The sequence below is a fragment of the Paenibacillus tyrphae genome (assembly GCF_027925525.1).
Classification (GTDB): Bacteria; Bacillota; Bacilli; order Paenibacillales; family NBRC-103111; genus Paenibacillus_G; species Paenibacillus_G tyrfis_B.
In genome coordinates this window covers 51,837-67,426 of sequence record NZ_BSDJ01000039.1, presented here as the reverse complement: position 1 = coordinate 67,426, position 15,590 = coordinate 51,837, and the positions used below count along the sequence as shown (strand labels likewise).

The 15,590-nt window shown below is 55.5% G+C and carries 13 protein-coding genes; 1 reads left to right on the top strand and 12 read right to left on the bottom strand.

The features are described from left to right. Positions 1-363: 363 nt before the first annotated feature. The 8 genes from ligA to QMG93_RS30955 form a co-directional block, all read right to left on the bottom strand. Entirely contained in the window at positions 364-2,382 is a 2,019-nt protein-coding gene (gene ligA, locus QMG93_RS30990) for an NAD-dependent DNA ligase LigA (RefSeq protein WP_281943435.1), read from the bottom strand. A 54-nt stretch (positions 2,383-2,436) separates the two neighbouring features. Then, positions 2,437-4,749, bottom strand: coding sequence for a DNA helicase PcrA (gene pcrA, locus QMG93_RS30985; RefSeq protein WP_281943433.1), 2,313 nt, complete (start codon positions 4,747-4,749; stop codon positions 2,437-2,439). Positions 4,750-4,765: 16 nt separating this feature from the next. After that, positions 4,766-5,449, bottom strand: coding sequence for a heptaprenylglyceryl phosphate synthase (locus QMG93_RS30980; RefSeq protein ID WP_281943443.1), 684 nt, complete (start codon positions 5,447-5,449; stop codon positions 4,766-4,768). A 305-nt stretch (positions 5,450-5,754) separates the two neighbouring features. After that, the gene (locus tag QMG93_RS30975; protein WP_281943432.1) at positions 5,755-6,339 is read right to left on the bottom strand and encodes a hypothetical protein; all 585 of its coding nucleotides are present in this window, start codon (positions 6,337-6,339) and stop codon (positions 5,755-5,757) included. Between the two features lie 129 nt (positions 6,340-6,468). Continuing rightward, positions 6,469-8,397, bottom strand: a complete 1,929-nt coding sequence (locus tag QMG93_RS30970; RefSeq protein WP_281943430.1) for an ABC transporter permease — start codon at positions 8,395-8,397, stop codon at positions 6,469-6,471. Further along, positions 8,372-9,154 (bottom strand): ABC transporter ATP-binding protein, encoded by a 783-nt coding sequence (locus QMG93_RS30965; protein ID WP_281943428.1) that lies wholly within the window; start codon positions 9,152-9,154, stop codon positions 8,372-8,374. Before QMG93_RS30965 ends, QMG93_RS30970 begins: the two co-directional genes overlap by 26 nt. 108 nt (positions 9,155-9,262) lie before the next feature. Beyond that, positions 9,263-10,372 (bottom strand): sensor histidine kinase, encoded by a 1,110-nt coding sequence (locus tag QMG93_RS30960; protein ID WP_281943426.1) that lies wholly within the window; start codon positions 10,370-10,372, stop codon positions 9,263-9,265. Continuing rightward, complete coding sequence (locus QMG93_RS30955; RefSeq protein ID WP_281943424.1) at positions 10,369-11,073, bottom strand: response regulator transcription factor; 705 nt, start codon at positions 11,071-11,073, stop codon at positions 10,369-10,371. Before QMG93_RS30955 ends, QMG93_RS30960 begins: the two co-directional genes overlap by 4 nt. 182 nt (positions 11,074-11,255) lie before the next feature. Between QMG93_RS30955 and QMG93_RS30950 the strand changes: the two genes are divergently transcribed. Next, positions 11,256-11,630 (top strand): VOC family protein, encoded by a 375-nt coding sequence (locus QMG93_RS30950; protein WP_281943422.1) that lies wholly within the window; start codon positions 11,256-11,258, stop codon positions 11,628-11,630. 96 nt (positions 11,631-11,726) lie between these two features. On the opposite strand, the gene QMG93_RS30945 is transcribed toward QMG93_RS30950, so the two are convergent. The 4 genes from QMG93_RS30945 to QMG93_RS30930 form a co-directional block, all read right to left on the bottom strand. Beyond that, complete coding sequence (locus QMG93_RS30945; protein ID WP_281943420.1) at positions 11,727-12,785, bottom strand: spore coat protein; 1,059 nt, start codon at positions 12,783-12,785, stop codon at positions 11,727-11,729. A gap of 26 nt (positions 12,786-12,811) precedes the next feature. Next, a complete protein-coding gene (locus QMG93_RS30940; RefSeq protein WP_281943418.1) occupies positions 12,812-13,036 on the bottom strand; it encodes a hypothetical protein in 225 nt (74 codons plus the stop codon). A gap of 142 nt (positions 13,037-13,178) precedes the next feature. Then, positions 13,179-14,168: a DUF4340 domain-containing protein gene (locus tag QMG93_RS30935; protein WP_281943416.1), complete on the bottom strand. Its 990-nt coding sequence runs from the start codon at positions 14,166-14,168 to the stop codon at positions 13,179-13,181. Further along, positions 14,165-15,556: a GldG family protein gene (locus tag QMG93_RS30930; protein WP_281943414.1), complete on the bottom strand. Its 1,392-nt coding sequence runs from the start codon at positions 15,554-15,556 to the stop codon at positions 14,165-14,167. The genes QMG93_RS30935 and QMG93_RS30930 overlap by 4 nt, the downstream gene beginning before the upstream one ends. Positions 15,557-15,590 lie beyond the last annotated feature (34 nt).

The window sequence follows — 15,590 nt, the reverse complement described above, 5'->3', positions numbered from 1 at the left end:
ATAGCTCAAATGCTTGTTACGCTTGGCATTTCGTTCTCATTTGTTCAGTTTTCAAAGAGCTTTCGTAACTATTCTGTTCTGCCGTGACAAGATCTAATCTTATCACATCAGGACGAGCTTTGCAACTACTTTTTTTCATCGACCGCTCATTCAAGGCTGACAGCCTCTCGCGGCGACAAGCAATAATGTATCACAGATGCGGGGCCAAATGCAACTACAAATTTTAGCAAACGTAAATCGAGTCCATTTCTCGACAGGCGGCGCCCTTTTTAGCGGGCATTTTATAGTATTTGCCGAGAACGAAAAACCGCCGCGCTCCTTTTCCGGAACCGGCGGTTTCGTACTGCACAGCGTGAAGAATGATTAGACGTCTCCTAACAACTGCTGCAGCTCCTCTTCGTTATCAATAATGCGGATGCCCAGCTCCTGGGCTTTGGTTAGCTTGCTGCCAGCGTTCTCCCCGGCGATGACGATGTCGGTCTTCTTCGACACGCTGCCGGTCACCTTGGCGCCCAGCTTCTCCAGCTTCTTGGCGGCTTCGTCCCGCCCCATGATGGTGAGCGTACCCGTTAAGACGACCGTTTTGCCGAAGAACGGACTGCTTTCGTCGACGACCGCAGGCGCTTCTTCGCTCACCGGTTGTATACCGGCGGCAAGCAATCGCTCAATGCTCCGCTGCATCGCCGGATCGCGGAAGAAGCCGACGATGCTCTCCGCAACAATGCCGCCGATATCCGGCAGCGTGATCAGCTCCTCCGGCTCCGCCTGCATCAGCTTCTCGAGACTGCGGTAATGCTCTGCAAGCTCCTTGGTCGTCGTCTTGCCCGTATTCGGAATGCCGAGGGCATATAGGAACGATGCTAAATCGGGCTGCTTGCTTTTCTCGAAGGCGGCAATCAAATTCTCGGCCTTCTTGGTCCCGAAGCGTTCCAGCTTAACCAGATCGTCAAACGTCAAATAGTACAGATCGGACGGATCGCGCACGTCGAGCGAATCGTAGAGCTGCTCGGCTGTCTTCTCGCTGAACGTCTCGATGTCCATCGCATCGCGGGAGGCGAAATGGGCAATGCGCCCGACAAGCTGCGGCCGGCAGTCCGCCTTATTCGTACAGAACAGATGCGGGCCCTTTTTCTCCAGATCGTGTCCACAGGAAGGGCACACTGCCGGAGGTACGATTTCGCTGCCGTCGGCTTCTTCGGTCACTTTGCCGAGAATCTCCGGAATGACGTCGTTGGAACGCCGGATGTAGACAAGACTGCCTAAACCGAACTTTAAATTTTTGCGTTCGATGTCGTCCATGTTGTTAAGCGTACAGTTCTGTACGGTTACACCGCCGATATCGACGGCTTCCACCCGGGCGAGCGGCGTCACTTTGCCGGTCCGGCCCACGTTCCAGCTCACGTCGAGCAGCGTCGTCACGGCTTCCTCGGCTTCAAACTTATAAGCTACCGCCCACCGCGGGAATTTGTCGGTATATCCAAGCACTTCGCGGGTGCGCATATCCGTTATTTTTACGACGAGTCCGTCAATCAGAAAATCAAGCGTATTGCGCATGGCGACCAGCTTCTCCAGCTCTTCCTCCACCGCGTCGATGCTATCGACGAATTTGACGAACGGGCTGATCTTGAATTGGTTGTCGCGCAAAAAATCGACCATTTCCTGATGATTCTGAAATTGCAAAGAGTCGGCATAGCCAATGTTGTAAAAATAAGCGTTCAGCTTGCGCTCCGCCGTCACCTTCGGATTCAGGTTGCGGAGGGCGCCTGCGGCGGCGTTGCGCGCGTTTTTGAGCGGCTCGGCCGCGGTCGCGTTATAGGCTTCGAGCACGGACAAGTTCATAATCCCTTCGCCCTGTACTTCGATAATCCCGTCGGTATATGGAATGCGCAGCGGCACGGAACGAATCGTTTTGACATTGGCGAGAATCCCTTCGCCAACAACGCCGTTGCCCCGGGTGGCCGCCTGCACGAGCTCGCCGTTGTCGTAGGTCAAATTCAGCGTCAGGCCGTCGAATTTCAATTCCACGACAAAGGATAAAGGCGGCAGCGGATCGTCCGGATGCTGCGTATTGTAGTCGTTCACGAGCTTTTGGGCGCGCGTGTGCCACGCCATCAGATCATCGTGGTTTTGCGCCTTGTCCAGGCTCCAGAGCCGGGCCAGATGCCGGTGCGGTTCGAACCCTTTGAGCAGCTCGCCGCCTACCCGCTGCGTGGGCGAGTAAGGCAGCACAGTGCCGGTTTCGGCTTCCAGCTGAACCAGCTTATCATAGAGCGCATCGTATTCGGCATCCGTGAGAGAAGGCTGATCCAGCGTGTAGTAAGCGTAATTGTGTTTATTGATCTCTTCGATGAGCGTCTTCATCGTTTCCAAAGCGTCCGGCATCGGAAATTCATCCTCTCATGGCTACGGGATATAAGGGTTGCCTTGCCTGGCGTTTTAGCTCTGCTTGGTGATCGGCGCAAATTTGGCCAGCAGCCGCTTGACGCCCACGGGGGCCGGGAAAGCGATCTGCAGCTCGGTGTCGTCGCCCGAGCCCTTGATGGCGACGACGACGCCGGTGCCCCACTTGCCGTGCGACACTTTGTCGCCCATGGCAAAATCGGTCGCCTGCGCCGCGGGGGCCGCGGCTTTGGGCGCTGCGCCTCCCGCGGCGGCGGACGGGCCGCTGCGGAAGCTCACGGGCGTGCGGCCCGCCTGTGCGGGCGCGCCGCCGAAGCCTCCGGCGCTGCCGAAGCGGCGCTCGCCGCCGGCCCACGCCGGGGTTGCCGCTCCGCCGCGGCTGAAGCCGCCGCCGGCGCGCACGGTCTCCAGGAGCTCCTGCGGAAGCTCCTGAAGGAACCGGGACGGCGCGTTCGCCGTCGTCCGTCCGAACAACGTGCGCATCCGGGCGCACGTGAGGAACAGCTCCTCCTCGGCGCGGGTAATGCCAACGTAAGCGAGACGCCGCTCCTCTTCCAGCTCCTCGTTGTCCATTAAAGCTCGGCTGTGCGGGAATACGCCTTCCTCCAGACCCATGATGAAGACGACGGGGAACTCGAGTCCTTTGGCGCTGTGCATCGTCATGAGCACGACGCCTTGTTTTCCCGCTTCCGGGTCCTGATTCATCGAGTCGATGTCGGCGATCAGCGCCAGATCGGTCAGGAACGAAACGAGGGATTTATCCTCGTTGCGCTTCTCGAAGTCCATCGTCACGGACAGGAACTCGTCGATGTTCTCCAGCCGCGCCTGCGACTCAATCGTGTTTTCCCGCTTCAATTCCTCGCGGTAGCCGCTCATTTCGAGCATTTTCTCCGTCAGCTCGGTGACGGACAAATAATCGACCATCCGGTACAAGTTCTCGATCATGTCGCGGAAATCAGCTAGCGCGTTGCGGGCTTTGGCGCCGATCTCCATGCTGTCCACGTTCTCCAGCATCGCAAACATCGATACGCCGAATTGTCCCGCCGCTGCCCCCAGCCGCTCGACCGTCGTATCCCCGATGCCCCGCTTCGGCACATTGACGATCCGCGCAAAGCTGATGTCGTCGTCCGGGTTCGAGATGAGCCGCAGGTAGGCGAGAATGTCCTTGATCTCTTTACGGTCGTAGAACTTGATGCCGCCTACGATCTGGTAAGGAATATCTGACTTGATCAAAATTTCCTCGACGACCCGGGACTGCGCGTTCGTGCGGTACAATATGGCATGATCGCTGAACCGGCGGCCTTTGTCCACATTCTTGCGGATTTCGCCGGTGATGAAGTAGCCTTCCTCATGCTCGGAATCGGCTTGGTAAAGCCGGATTTTTTGCCCATCGCCCTTATCGGTCCACAGGTTTTTGGGCTTGCGTCCGGTGTTGTTGGCGATCACTTTGTTCGCGGCGTTCAAGATATTCGAGGTCGAGCGGTAATTTTGCTCGAGCAAAATGGTGGTGGCGTTCGGGTAATCTTTTTCGAAATCGAGAATGTTGCTGATATCGGCCCCGCGCCAGCGGTAAATCGACTGGTCGCTGTCGCCGACGACGCAAATTCGCTTGTACTTGTCGGCCAGCATCCGGCACAGCATATACTGGGCGCGGTTCGTATCCTGATATTCGTCGACATGAAGGTACTGAAACTTGTTCTGGTAAAAATCAAGCACCTCGGGCACTTGCTGGAACAGCTCGATCGTCGTCATGATCAGATCGTCGAAATCGAGCGAGTTATTGGCCTTCAGCTTGCGCTGGTAGGACGAGTATACTTTGGCGACGATGCCGTCGAAGTAATCGCCGATTTTGCGCTCGAACTTCTCCGGTGTCAGCAGCTCGTTCTTGGCGTTGCTGATGGCGGCCTGAACCGCTTTGGGCTCGAATTTTTTGGAGTCGATGTTCATTTCTTTCATGCAATTTTTGATCACGGACAGTTGGTCGCCCGAATCGAGAATCGTAAAATTCGACGTGAAGCCGATCCGTGAGATATCCCGGCGCAAAATACGCACGCACATCGAGTGGAAGGTGGATACCCAAATATCCTGCCCCTGCGGGCCGACGAGGGCGCTGACGCGCTCCTGCATCTCCCTCGCCGCTTTGTTCGTAAACGTAATGGCCAAAATGCTCCACGGCGCCGCTTTGCGCGTCGCGATCAAGTAAGCGATCCGGTGCGTCAGCACGCGGGTTTTGCCGCTGCCTGCCCCGGCCATGATCAGCAAAGGTCCTTCCGTCGCTTCGACGGCGCGTCTTTGCTGCGGGTTGAGCTTTTGAATCGCTTTGAGTATATCGATAGGTTCATTGATCATTATTCTTATTTCCTTTCTACTGCATTTCCATTACCGCTGGAACCGTGGCCAGCGCTCGCTCAAGATCGTCGTATACCGCGTTGCCTACGATGACGGTATGCGCCGCCTTGGCCGCCTCGCGCGCTTTCTCCGGGCTGTCGATGCCGCCGCCGTAAAACAATCGCGACTGGGAAAGCAGCCGCTTCACCCGACCAACCAGCTCCATATCGCCGAACACGCCGCTATATTCCAAATAAACGATCGGGCAGCGGAACAAACGATCGGCGATGCGGGCATAGGCCTCCACATCTTTCGCATCGAGCCGCACGTCGGCTTCGGTCAGCTTGGCCGCCGTTGAATCGCCGTTCATTATAATATAGCCTTCGGGGACGAGCTCGTCCCAATCCAGAATTGCGCCGTATTCCTTCAGCGCCTGCTGATGTCGTCCGACGATCCACTGCGTGTCCCCGGCGTTCAATACGATCGGGATCATAAACAAGTCAAACCCCGGCACGATCGCTTCCGTGTCCGACACTTCCAAGATGCACGGCACTTCATACCGACGGATGCGCGCCAGCAGGTCGACGGTATTGTCGAAGGTGACGCCGGACGAGCCGCCGACCATCACCGCATCGGTGCCGGAGAGGCAGATGCGCTCAAGCGCTTCGTCGCCGATCTCCCGGTCCGGATCAAGTTTAAACACATGCTTCCACTCTTCCATACGCAAATGCAAAGAAATTGCCTCCTGTCCGTTAAACGCGGCAAGCCCGCCGCCCCCGGAAAAGGAACGTACGGAGCTGATTCATTCTGTCTCAAATCAAGTCTATGCGAGCCCGCGCCCGGTGTCAATGAAGGCTGCAGGGAACCGCTCTTCTTCTTATTATACCATAAAACAAGCAAGGAATAGGAATGCCTGTTCGTCTGTATCGGACGTTTGACCAGAACCTTTTACCAGCGCCGGCCTACAAAAAAACAGACCAGCGTGTAATCAACGCCAGTCTGCTATAAACAAGCTGTTCGGGAGGCTTAAGAGCGGGTCTTGAATTCGCTGACGATCAAGCGGTCGCCTTGTACGCTGTAGGCGGACTCGTGATACATGACGGATTCGCTGTAGTCTTGCTTCGACCTGCCAGTCAGGCTGAGCTTGTACTGCCCCTCGGCCGGCTGCGATTTATGCAGCTCGTATTGCCCCCATTCGCTGCGCAAGCCCAGCATCGCTTTGGTGCTGTTCGCTTGGTACGTTCCGATCCGGGGGTCCCTGCGGTAAAAGTAATCGATCATCCGCCGCGCCATGTCGGGCGTATACACTTTCCCCAGCTGCGTCCGCATCTCGCGCATGGCGTGTTCGTCCATCTCCCCGGTAACCGGAGAAGACAGCACTTTATGCGTCCAGTCGTCGACTTGCTTAATCCAAGCGATGATCTCTTGGTCGGATTTGTTCATGATTTCTTTTCCCATCGGCGGCGGCTCGATTTGGCTGAACGTCTGCAGCAGCCTCTCACGACCGACCGTTTTTTGCAGCGTCTTCATATCGGTGGCGTGCCGATCGGGCTCCCTTGTACAGCCGCACAGAAGCGCCGCGGCCAGAAGCAGTGTGACGATGATTTTCACCGGATGATGCCCCTTCCGTGTTGGCTCTTTTTTCGTATTATGGTTCAAAAACGAAAAAATATACCAAACTTGCGGAGGAGACCCCAGGCAATGACCTGATCATGAGAGTTGCTCGTATCGTCTCATCGCTTACAAGCTCTTCATCTGGGCCATGTAAGCGCGGCGGGTGAGCAGGAAATAACCAAATTGCAGCACGGCAAAAATGGAAATGACCAGCGCCCCGTAAGACCATACGTTCATCGAGAGCAAATTCGCCAGCGTCTTGTAAGCGAAAGCCGCATGAGCCGCGCCTACGACAACCGGGAGCAGGAACAGCAGGCCGATCTGCACGTTAATGATCCGCCGGACTTCAGATACGGACATCCCGATCCGCATAAGCGCACGATATTGGTTATCATCGTCCTGCAGCTCGGTGAACAGCTTGAAATACAGCATGCTCGCCGAGGCGACAAAAAACAGGAAGCTGACGAACAAGCCGATAAGCAGCGATAATGCCGAGCTTTGATGGATCGAGGCGTAGTAGGAGGTACGGTCGGACAATTGTTTCCTCTGCTCTTCGGGGACGGACTGCTTCACTTTCTCTACGGCGGCGGAATGCTCCTGCCACCGGTTCAGCTCAAAGCCGTAATAGACGAGCTTCCGGTCGTCAGGCACCTTGCCCATCATTTGGGCATATTCCCCGTTATTGACCACGAGCAGCCCGCTTGCTTCTCCCATCAGATTGATAACGCCTCCCGTTACCTGCCCGTCCATCTCCAGCGGCCAAGTTTGCCCATTTAACTGAACGGTTCGCTGCGAACCTTTTTCCATTAGCTTGATGTCGCTCATCCTGTAAGGATAGCTGAATACGGCATGCCCCGGCGCGATCTGAAGCGGAGCTGCATACTCGATTCCTTCCGCCGCCCGATTGTAATCGGATTCCGATATCAGCAGCGCCGTCATATCGGTTGCACGGGAGCCATCCAGCTTAAGCGGGACCTGTACGCCTGCGATTTTCAATTCCTTCGCCAAGCTCGCCCCTGCAGCAGTCAATACGGCCTTGATCTTCTCGGGGTTGATCCCTCCAGGGGCATTAAGCCCTTGTTCGGTAAAGCTTATCGTATTCGGAAACTGCTCCATCAGCTGCTTGTCGCTGTTCTTATAAAACACGTAAATCGTGCCCGATGCCGTCAAAATGACCGCGCTCAAAACCGAAACGACGAACAGTGTGCGCGCGTTGTCTTTCAGTTTGAACGCAAGCTGCGAGATGGCAATCATATTAGTCCTGTTGTAGTACAAGCCCGTCATGCGCTGCAATCTGTGGATAATCGCCACGCTCGCCTGCGTGAACAGGAAATAGGTGCCGAGCACGGTTAATAAAATGATCGGAAGCATAAGCTGCATAATGAGCTTCAGCGAAGTCGTAAACGCCAAATAATAGCCGCCTCCAAGACAAACGACCGCCAAGACGGTGAGCCACGGCGAAGCCATGGGAGGCTTCTTCGGCTGTTTGGCCGCCCGCAATAGCGCGATGATCTGGCTGCGGCCTACGCTGAACATGGCAAACAGGGTCATCGCGAGAAACAAGGCCAGAAAGCCGATGACCGTCTGGAGCAGCGCCTGGGGCGGCACGACGAAGCGGATTGGGCTATCTATTTGAAGCAAACGCGCAATAGCCAAAAAGAACAGCTTCGAGAAAAGCATGCCGGTACCGATCCCGGCGCCGATCGACAGCAGGCCGATCATCATCTGCTCGTAGAACATCAGGCGGCAGATCTGCGAACGGGTCATTCCGAACAAGGTGAGCAATCCGAACTCTTTCTTGCGCGTCTTGAGAAAAGCAAAGCTGGCGTACAGCACGAAGAAAAACGAGAAGATGACGATCAGAATCTGGCAGGAGAAGAGCACTTGTTTCACCATACTTGCCGCTTTGATCTTCCCGTTTGCGATTTCGGGATGGTAAATGAACGATCCGAACATATAGAAAACCATGACGGAAAAAGCGCTGCTCAGAAAAAATGCGACATACCGGTGCCAACTGCCTTGAATATTTTTAAGGGCGAGCTGTCGGAAGTTCATCGAAATTCCCTCCCAGCACGCTTAAAGTGTCCAAAATTTGCTGAAAAAAAGCTTGCCGGTTCGCACCGCGGCGAATCTCCGAAAAAAGCTTGCCGTCTTTGATGAACAAGACCCGCTTGCAGTAGCTGGCGGCAAACGGATCGTGCGTCACCATTAGGATGGTCACTTCCCGCTTCTCATTAAGACTCCGCAGCGACTCCATCACGTCTTTGGCCGCCTTCGAATCCAGATTGCCCGTCAATTCGTCGGCCAGCAGCAATGACGGGCGGTGAATGATGGCTCGTGCAATGGCCGTGCGCTGCTGCTGCCCCCCGGATACCTCGTACGTTCGTTTGGACAAAATCGGGGTGATGCCGAGAACCTCGGCGATTTCCGCCACACGCCGCTCGATCTCGGACGGCTTCGTCCCTTCCAGCACGAGCGGCAAAATGATGTTTTCTTTGATTGAGAGCGTCTCCAGCAGGTTAAAATCTTGAAATACGAAACCGAGCTCGCGGCGGCGGAATAAAGCAAGCTGCTTGTTGTTCAGCCCCGCCGGGTCGGTACCGTTGATTTCAATATGCCCCGAGGTCGGTTTGTCGATGGTGGCGAGCAGATTGAGCAGCGTCGTCTTGCCGCTGCCCGACGGCCCCATAATGCCGGTGAATTCTCCCCGTCCGATTTCCAGCGAGATATGCTCGAGCGCTTTATAAACGACGCCTTTGCCGGCGCTGCCGTATATTTTGGACAAGGCATCCGTCTTCAGTACAGTAGTCACGATGCGGTTCCTCCTTTAATCACTTCACTCTGCCTGTAGTATACGAAGGTTCCGCCGGCCAAGCCATCGATTCACCTTACATGATGATCCTGTTTTCTTACAACACTGTCACTTAAGGGGCAGCAGCCCTTCGTGCAGCGCTCCGCTGCGCGGAAAATGAAGGCGGACGATCGTTCCTTCCCCGAGCTTCGATTCAATCTCAAGCCGATGTCCGAGCCTCCGGCACGCTTCCCTAGCGACAAACAACCCCATGCCGGTCGATTCGGCGACGAGCCTGCCGTTCTCGCCGGTAAAAAAAGGATCGAACACCCGCGGAAGATCCTGCTCGGCGATGCCGATCCCTTCGTCCTGAAATACGGCATGACAGCCGCTGCCGTCCTTCGTAATCGTCATGATCAACGATTTGCTGCCGTCGTGCTTGCTTTTGGAATATTTAATCGCATTCGAGACGATTTGATGCAAAATGATGCCCAGCCATTTATCGTCCGTATCAATGTAGCACGCTTCGTGGCTGGCAATCAGCTTCGGATAGATCCGGTAGCGGATGCATGCCTTCTTATGCTCGTTAATGACATGGCGGACCGCTTGCAGCAGATCGACCTTCTGCATGCGAAGATCCGCTTCGAACTTCTCAAGCCGTGCCGTGTGCAGCATCATGTCGAGACCTTGACGCAGCTTCTCGTTTTCTTCCTGAATGCTCTCCAGTACTGCTCCAACCGGACGTTGGGGTGCTTCCGTCGGCGCGGCGTGCGGCTGCTCGGTCAGCAGTCCGATGACGGACACCGGCGTTTTCATTTGATGCACCCATAACCGAACGAATGTTTGGTGATGATCTTGGGAAATCCGGTGCTTCTCGAGCCGGTCGGTATAAGCACCGTATAATTCCAACAGCAGCTCTACGGTCATACGCTGCTCCCGGGTGACGCCCGTAGGCAGGCTTATAACGCCCTCCATCGCCTCAGGCTTGCGGCCGTTGAGCCCGCTTTGCTTCAGACTCCGAAGTCCTGTGAAATACCCGCGCTGCCGGATATAGTCCAAGATCAAGAAAGCGATAAGCCCCGCTGCCGATAATAAGGCCATGTAGGCGATATTGCTTTCGTCGAGTGATACGTTTTTGCCCAGCAGGTCCAGCTGCACAACTGCCGCGATTAAGATCACATTGATCCAATAGATGACGATAAATCCGATGCGGTCGGCCAAAAAGTCGCGAAAGCTCATCCTTCGCCCTCCCAGGAAGATTGAAGCCGGTAGCCTTGGCCGCGGACCGTTTCGATGGCGCGCATGATGCCGAGCTCCTCCAATTTTTTGCGCACTCTCGTGACATTCACCGTAAGCGTATTGTCATCGACGAAATCGATGTCGTCCCACAGCGCTTCAAGCAGCCGTTCGCGGGAAACGACTTCTCCCGCCTGCTTCAGCAGAAGATCCAGCAGCAGCAGCTCGTTGCGGCTGAGGTCCACCTTGCGTCCCTGCCATTCGGCCGAGCTCCGTGTCCGGTCAACGAACAGGCCGTTCAGCTCCGTCAGCTCGCGTCCGGACTGCACCTGCGCATATTCCCCATAGGCGCGGCGCAGAGCGCTTTTGATCTTCGCCATGACGACTTCCGAATGAAACGGCTTCGTTATGTAATCGTCGCCGCCGTTCTCAATGGCCATGATCTGGTCCATTTCCCCGACCCGCGCGGACATGAACAAGATCGGCACGCTGGAGACGGTGCGAATCTGGCGGCACCAATAGAATCCGTCGTAACTAGGCAAATTGATATCGAGCAGCACAAGCTCGGGCTTATGATGAAGAAACGCATCTTTTATATGTTTATAGTCGGTCGTCCGAACAGCTTCGTACCCGTACTTGTCCAAGTATTCCTGAAGGATACCAGCAATCTTATCGTCATCCTCCACGATCAGAATACGATACATCCTCCCAAGTCCCCTCTCCGTGTCGCTACGGAAATATTATACCCTTTTTTGGCAAGACTCGGTTAGTCGTGCTCGACGCGGCACTATTTACATGAATATCAGAATCATATACGATATATTTGTACCATTAAATGAAATATAGTTTCATTTGCTGAAATAAAGTTTTGAAGGAGGCATCAATCATGGAAGCTCACGAATATGCAGGGATCGACCATATCCAGCTTGCCGCGCCGACGGGATGCGAAGAAGAGGCGCGGGCTTTTTACGGAGAACTGCTGGGAATGCGGGAAATTCCGAAGCCCGAGCCGCTCCAGGCGCGCGGCGGCGTATGGTTCGCCTGTGGCCCCCATGAGGTGCATATCGGCGTACAGACCGATTTCGTTCCTGCGTCAAAAGCGCATCCGGCTTTCCAGGTCAAGGATCTCGGAAAGCTTAAGCAAGCGTTAGCGGAAAAGGGAATCGTCGTCCGGGAGGACGTGCCGCTGGATGGCATGCTCCGCTTTCACTGTTTGGACCCGTTCGGCAACCGGCTTGAGTTCGTTCAGCGCCTGACATGAAATGCGGCCCGGGCGGCCGTTTCCGGAAATAAAACCGTGCGCAGAAAAAAGCCCGGCGGAACCTGGAAGGTCCAGTCCGGGCCGGGCTACAGCGCCTTACATCATATATTTGCTGCTATGGGTCGTGCCATGCTGGGAATGCGACTGCGTTTTATTGCGATATGAGCCGGATGCGGAAGCTTGACCCGACGTTGCCGCTTCGGCTCCCGAGGAGACGCTCCCGAAGCTGGAGCTGCTGCCGGCAGGGTGGACGGAAGACGACGGGGCATAGCTTGTATTGTGCGAGGACGTGGTTCCGGCGTAAGTCTCATGCCCGCTGCTGTATTTGTTATTGTTGAAATCTTGGACCGACCGGGCCGAGAAATAGTCTTGGTTGTCCGTCCCGGTGACAGAGGATTTCACGCCATATTCGTTGTTATGCGCCCCGGCAGAGGAAGAAAGCGAGCTCCCGAAGCTGGAACCGACCGCTTGACTGAGGCCCGGATTATAGGCGCTTGCTCCGCTCGTTTGACCCGCCCCCGTGCCGGTTAAACTCGAACCGGCCGTTGTGCCGGTGCTTGAACCGTAAGAGCTCGAACCGGTTGTCGTATGACTGTAGCCGGAGCCGGTCGTCTGGCCGTAAGTGCCGCTCGGAAATGCAGTGAAGCTGCTGCCGCCGTAAGGCGATGCGGTCGAGGAAGTCGTTGTCGCGCCGCCGGACGGATAGCCCGTCTGATGCACCGGCGCTTGGTAGACCGGCTGGGCTTGCGGGTAAGCCTGCGTCTGATGATGTGCGCTTTGTGCATACAGGTTTCCGCCTGCATAAGCGGTCTGCACCGCCTGTTGAACGACCGAATGGAGCTGTTCGGTCTTGCGCAGCTGCTGCTGAAGCTCCTGCTGCACTTCTTGTTGGGAAGCCATGCTGATCGAGCCGTATCCGCCCGATTGAGACAACACGTTGTACAGCTCGGCCTGATCCTGCAGCGTCTTTTGCGTTAACGATACAAAAGTCTGACGAACCGCCGGATGCGTCGCCTCCAATGCGGCGGTCGTATACTCGCGGGCCGTGCGCTTAAGCTCAGACAAGACGAGGTTCGCGACATCTTGTTCGTTCAAATGAAAGTGAACCGGCTGGGTTTGCGTTGGTTGGAGATTGGAGAAGTTTTGCTGATACATGTTTACCGCACCTCCTTATGGTTGCCCTAGTGGGTGGTTTGCGTTTGCTGCTGCAGCGTACGGAGCAGGTGGTCCGTATTTTGCAGACGATCCTGCGCGATTTGCGCCAGCTTCTGCTTTAGCTGCGGATTCTGGCTTTCGGCTACGCCTTGAGCTGCAATTTTGGCGAGCAGTTCCTCGTTTTTGAGGCAGTCCGTAATATACGCGAGCTCCTTCGTGCTGACCGTTCCTTGCTGTTGACCTGTAATCATCCAAATCCTCCTTCCTTCTTGGCCTTAGATTTCCCGTACGGTGGGAAAATATGTATGACGGTCTAATATATTTTTCAGTTCTCCGCAAAACAAAAAAAGGACGCCATGCCGGGACCGAGTCCCCGACAGACGTCCTATTGCTTTATTTCTGCTCCTTCGGCGCTTCTTGCTTCGGCGCCTCTCCTTGGGGAGTCCCCGGCTTGGCCGGCTCCTTCTTGCTCAAATCGGCCAGCTCCTGAATGCTCGCGGACGGAACGGCGAAGGCCCATTCCCCGCCCTGCTTCGCGATCCAGACGTTATCGCCCTCGACGGCTCCGACGTAGACGGAGGAACTTTCCTTGCCTCCGGCGGTCACATCGGCCTCCTTGATCTCCATGCGAAGCCCCGGCTTATCCAATCCCTTGATCTCGGTCGTCCGCTTGGCCGGCTGATCCGAAGTCAGGAAAGCTGTTTTATCCAAAAACTGGCTCGCATCGACACCCTTAAACTCCTTGTCGCCGAGCTTCCAGGCCGCCTCGTACGATTTCTTGTCCGGCTCCGTTTTGGTGATCGTCCAGGCCTGGCCTTTCCAATCGACCGTCAGCGAGCGGACCTGCTCGTAGTTCAGCTTAACCGGACTTTTTTCCATAAAATCGGTCTGCTGCTTCGCCAGCGCATTCACCGTAGATTCGCTAAGCTGGAACACTTCCGGCGAAGAATTAAACTTCGCGTAATAAAATCCTTGAACGGCGGTCTTGTCCCCTACGGACAGCGTGTTCGCCGTACCGCCGGTAAGGTTCACCGTAAACTCCTGCTTCGGCTTATCGAGCCCGAATTGAGCCAGATCGGTCGGGTTAGCGTCGACGGTTTTTTCTTTCTTGGCCCCGTTGAACGAATCGACCCAAGCTCCGGGAGCGTTGTCGTTCAGCGGAAGCGGGGACGGCTTGGTCATCGCCCATTTGCCGTCCTTTTGCTGCATTTCGATGACGGTATCGCCGTTTTTGATCGTGTAGCTCGCCACATCTTCCTTTTTTACCGTGACAAGCGCCGGTGCTTCCGGCTTCTTCTCCTTGAAGAAATCCTGACTGGACGCGTACCAGAAGCCTCCGATGCAGACAAGAACCAGAACGAGCGTCGGGATTAACCGCTTCATCCTTTTCTCCTCCTCCACCAAATCACGCCGCCCGCGACCAGGAAGAGGAATGGGAAGACCAGCACCGTGCCGTAGAAAATCATATTCCCCTGCCCTGCGGTCAGCATCGCCGTCTGGATGGCGTCGCCTTCGCGCGGACGAATCGTTACTTGATTTTGCTGCTCCTGCAGCCAACCGACCGTATTCAGCGCAAAGTCACGGTTACCCTGCTGCGCGATGACGCGGTCGTCGAACAACGTCGATCCGCCGAGCACGACGGCCTTCGGCTTCTTGTCTTTATCCTCCACGACATAGCCAAGGTTCAGCGGACCTTTCACGTCATTCGCGTCTTTGGTGCTGCGGCTGCTGTTGGCGAGTGTCTTCAGGTCAGTCTCGCCGTAGGCTTGAGCGGTCGTTTTAAGAATCGACGTTACCGGGAAGTCCGCTACAGGCTGATCCGCATTCAGCGAGACGGCCAAAGTCATCATCGTCAGCAGGTTGTACTGCTGCAGTTTGCTCGTAATGTTATGGTTACCGTATTCCGGAATGATTGTGAGCGGATCGTACAGCATGCTCTGCTTCGGCTCGATGGCCACCGCATGCTGATCTTTGATGCCGTAAGCCGCCATGATCGCATCGATATTTTTCCAATTGGTTGCCATATCTTTATTGAAGCCCAGCGCCAGATACAGCTTGCCCTTGCCGTTCAAATACGTCTTGATCAGCTCGGCTTCCTTGTCGCTGACATCGCTCTCCGGTCCGATGATGAACAGCATGCTGGCGTCATCCGGGATTTTGCCCTCGCGCAGCAGGTTGAGGTCCTTCACCTCGTAGTTCTCGCCTTCGAGGCCGCTCTTCCACATGTTCATCGAGCTAAGCGGAATTTCGTTATGCCCGGAGAGGAAGTAAACCTTGCTCTTCTCCTTGCTGTTCAGATTGACCAGCGCTTGCGTCAGCTTCTCTTCACCGCTGAACTTGTATTGGCCCTGCTGCTGGCCAGGCAAAAACATATCGTAATAATAAATCGTTTTCTTCTGCGTGCCGCTCTCGACCACAAGCGTTCCCGAAGGATCGGTCTCGTATTGCTTGGCGATGGCCGGCTGTTTGATCATATCGTATTCGTCGAACGCAATCTTGCCGTTTCGCTTCTTGTACTCCTGTACCAGATCGACGACCTGGCGCTTGATGTACGGATCGGTTTGATCGCTTGTCAGCGATATGATGTGCACGTCTTTATCCAGCGCCTGGAGTGTCTGGGTCGTCTGATCGGACAGCGTAAATTTTTTATTTTGCGTAAGGTCGACCTGCAGGCCCTTGACCGAACTCAGAAAAATGGTCAGCACGATGAAAATGCCGATGACCGCCAGCGACAGCACGGTCGCATTCGTGCCGCGAATCCACTTGTTCACTTTGCCTTTCCCCCTTCTGCTTGGACTTCTTCCG

Excerpts from the sequence above, each read along its gene's own strand:
- ligA (WP_281943435.1), bottom strand. The coding sequence starts at position 2,382 with ATGCCGGACGCTTTGGAAACGATGAAGACGCTCATCGAAGAGATCAAT.
- pcrA (WP_281943433.1), bottom strand. The coding sequence starts at position 4,749 with ATGATCAATGAACCTATCGATATACTCAAAGCGATTCAAAAGCTCAAC.
- QMG93_RS30980 (WP_281943443.1), bottom strand. The coding sequence starts at position 5,449 with ATGGAAGAGTGGAAGCATGTGTTTAAACTTGATCCGGACCGGGAGATC.
- QMG93_RS30970 (WP_281943430.1), bottom strand. The coding sequence starts at position 8,397 with ATGAACTTCCGACAGCTCGCCCTTAAAAATATTCAAGGCAGTTGGCAC.
- QMG93_RS30960 (WP_281943426.1), bottom strand. The coding sequence starts at position 10,372 with ATGAGCTTTCGCGACTTTTTGGCCGACCGCATCGGATTTATCGTCATC.
- QMG93_RS30955 (WP_281943424.1), bottom strand. The coding sequence starts at position 11,073 with ATGTATCGTATTCTGATCGTGGAGGATGACGATAAGATTGCTGGTATC.
- QMG93_RS30950 (WP_281943422.1), top strand. The coding sequence starts at position 11,256 with ATGGAAGCTCACGAATATGCAGGGATCGACCATATCCAGCTTGCCGCG.
- QMG93_RS30945 (WP_281943420.1), bottom strand. The coding sequence starts at position 12,785 with ATGTATCAGCAAAACTTCTCCAATCTCCAACCAACGCAAACCCAGCCG.
- QMG93_RS30940 (WP_281943418.1), bottom strand. The coding sequence starts at position 13,036 with ATGATTACAGGTCAACAGCAAGGAACGGTCAGCACGAAGGAGCTCGCG.
- QMG93_RS30935 (WP_281943416.1), bottom strand. The coding sequence starts at position 14,168 with ATGAAGCGGTTAATCCCGACGCTCGTTCTGGTTCTTGTCTGCATCGGA.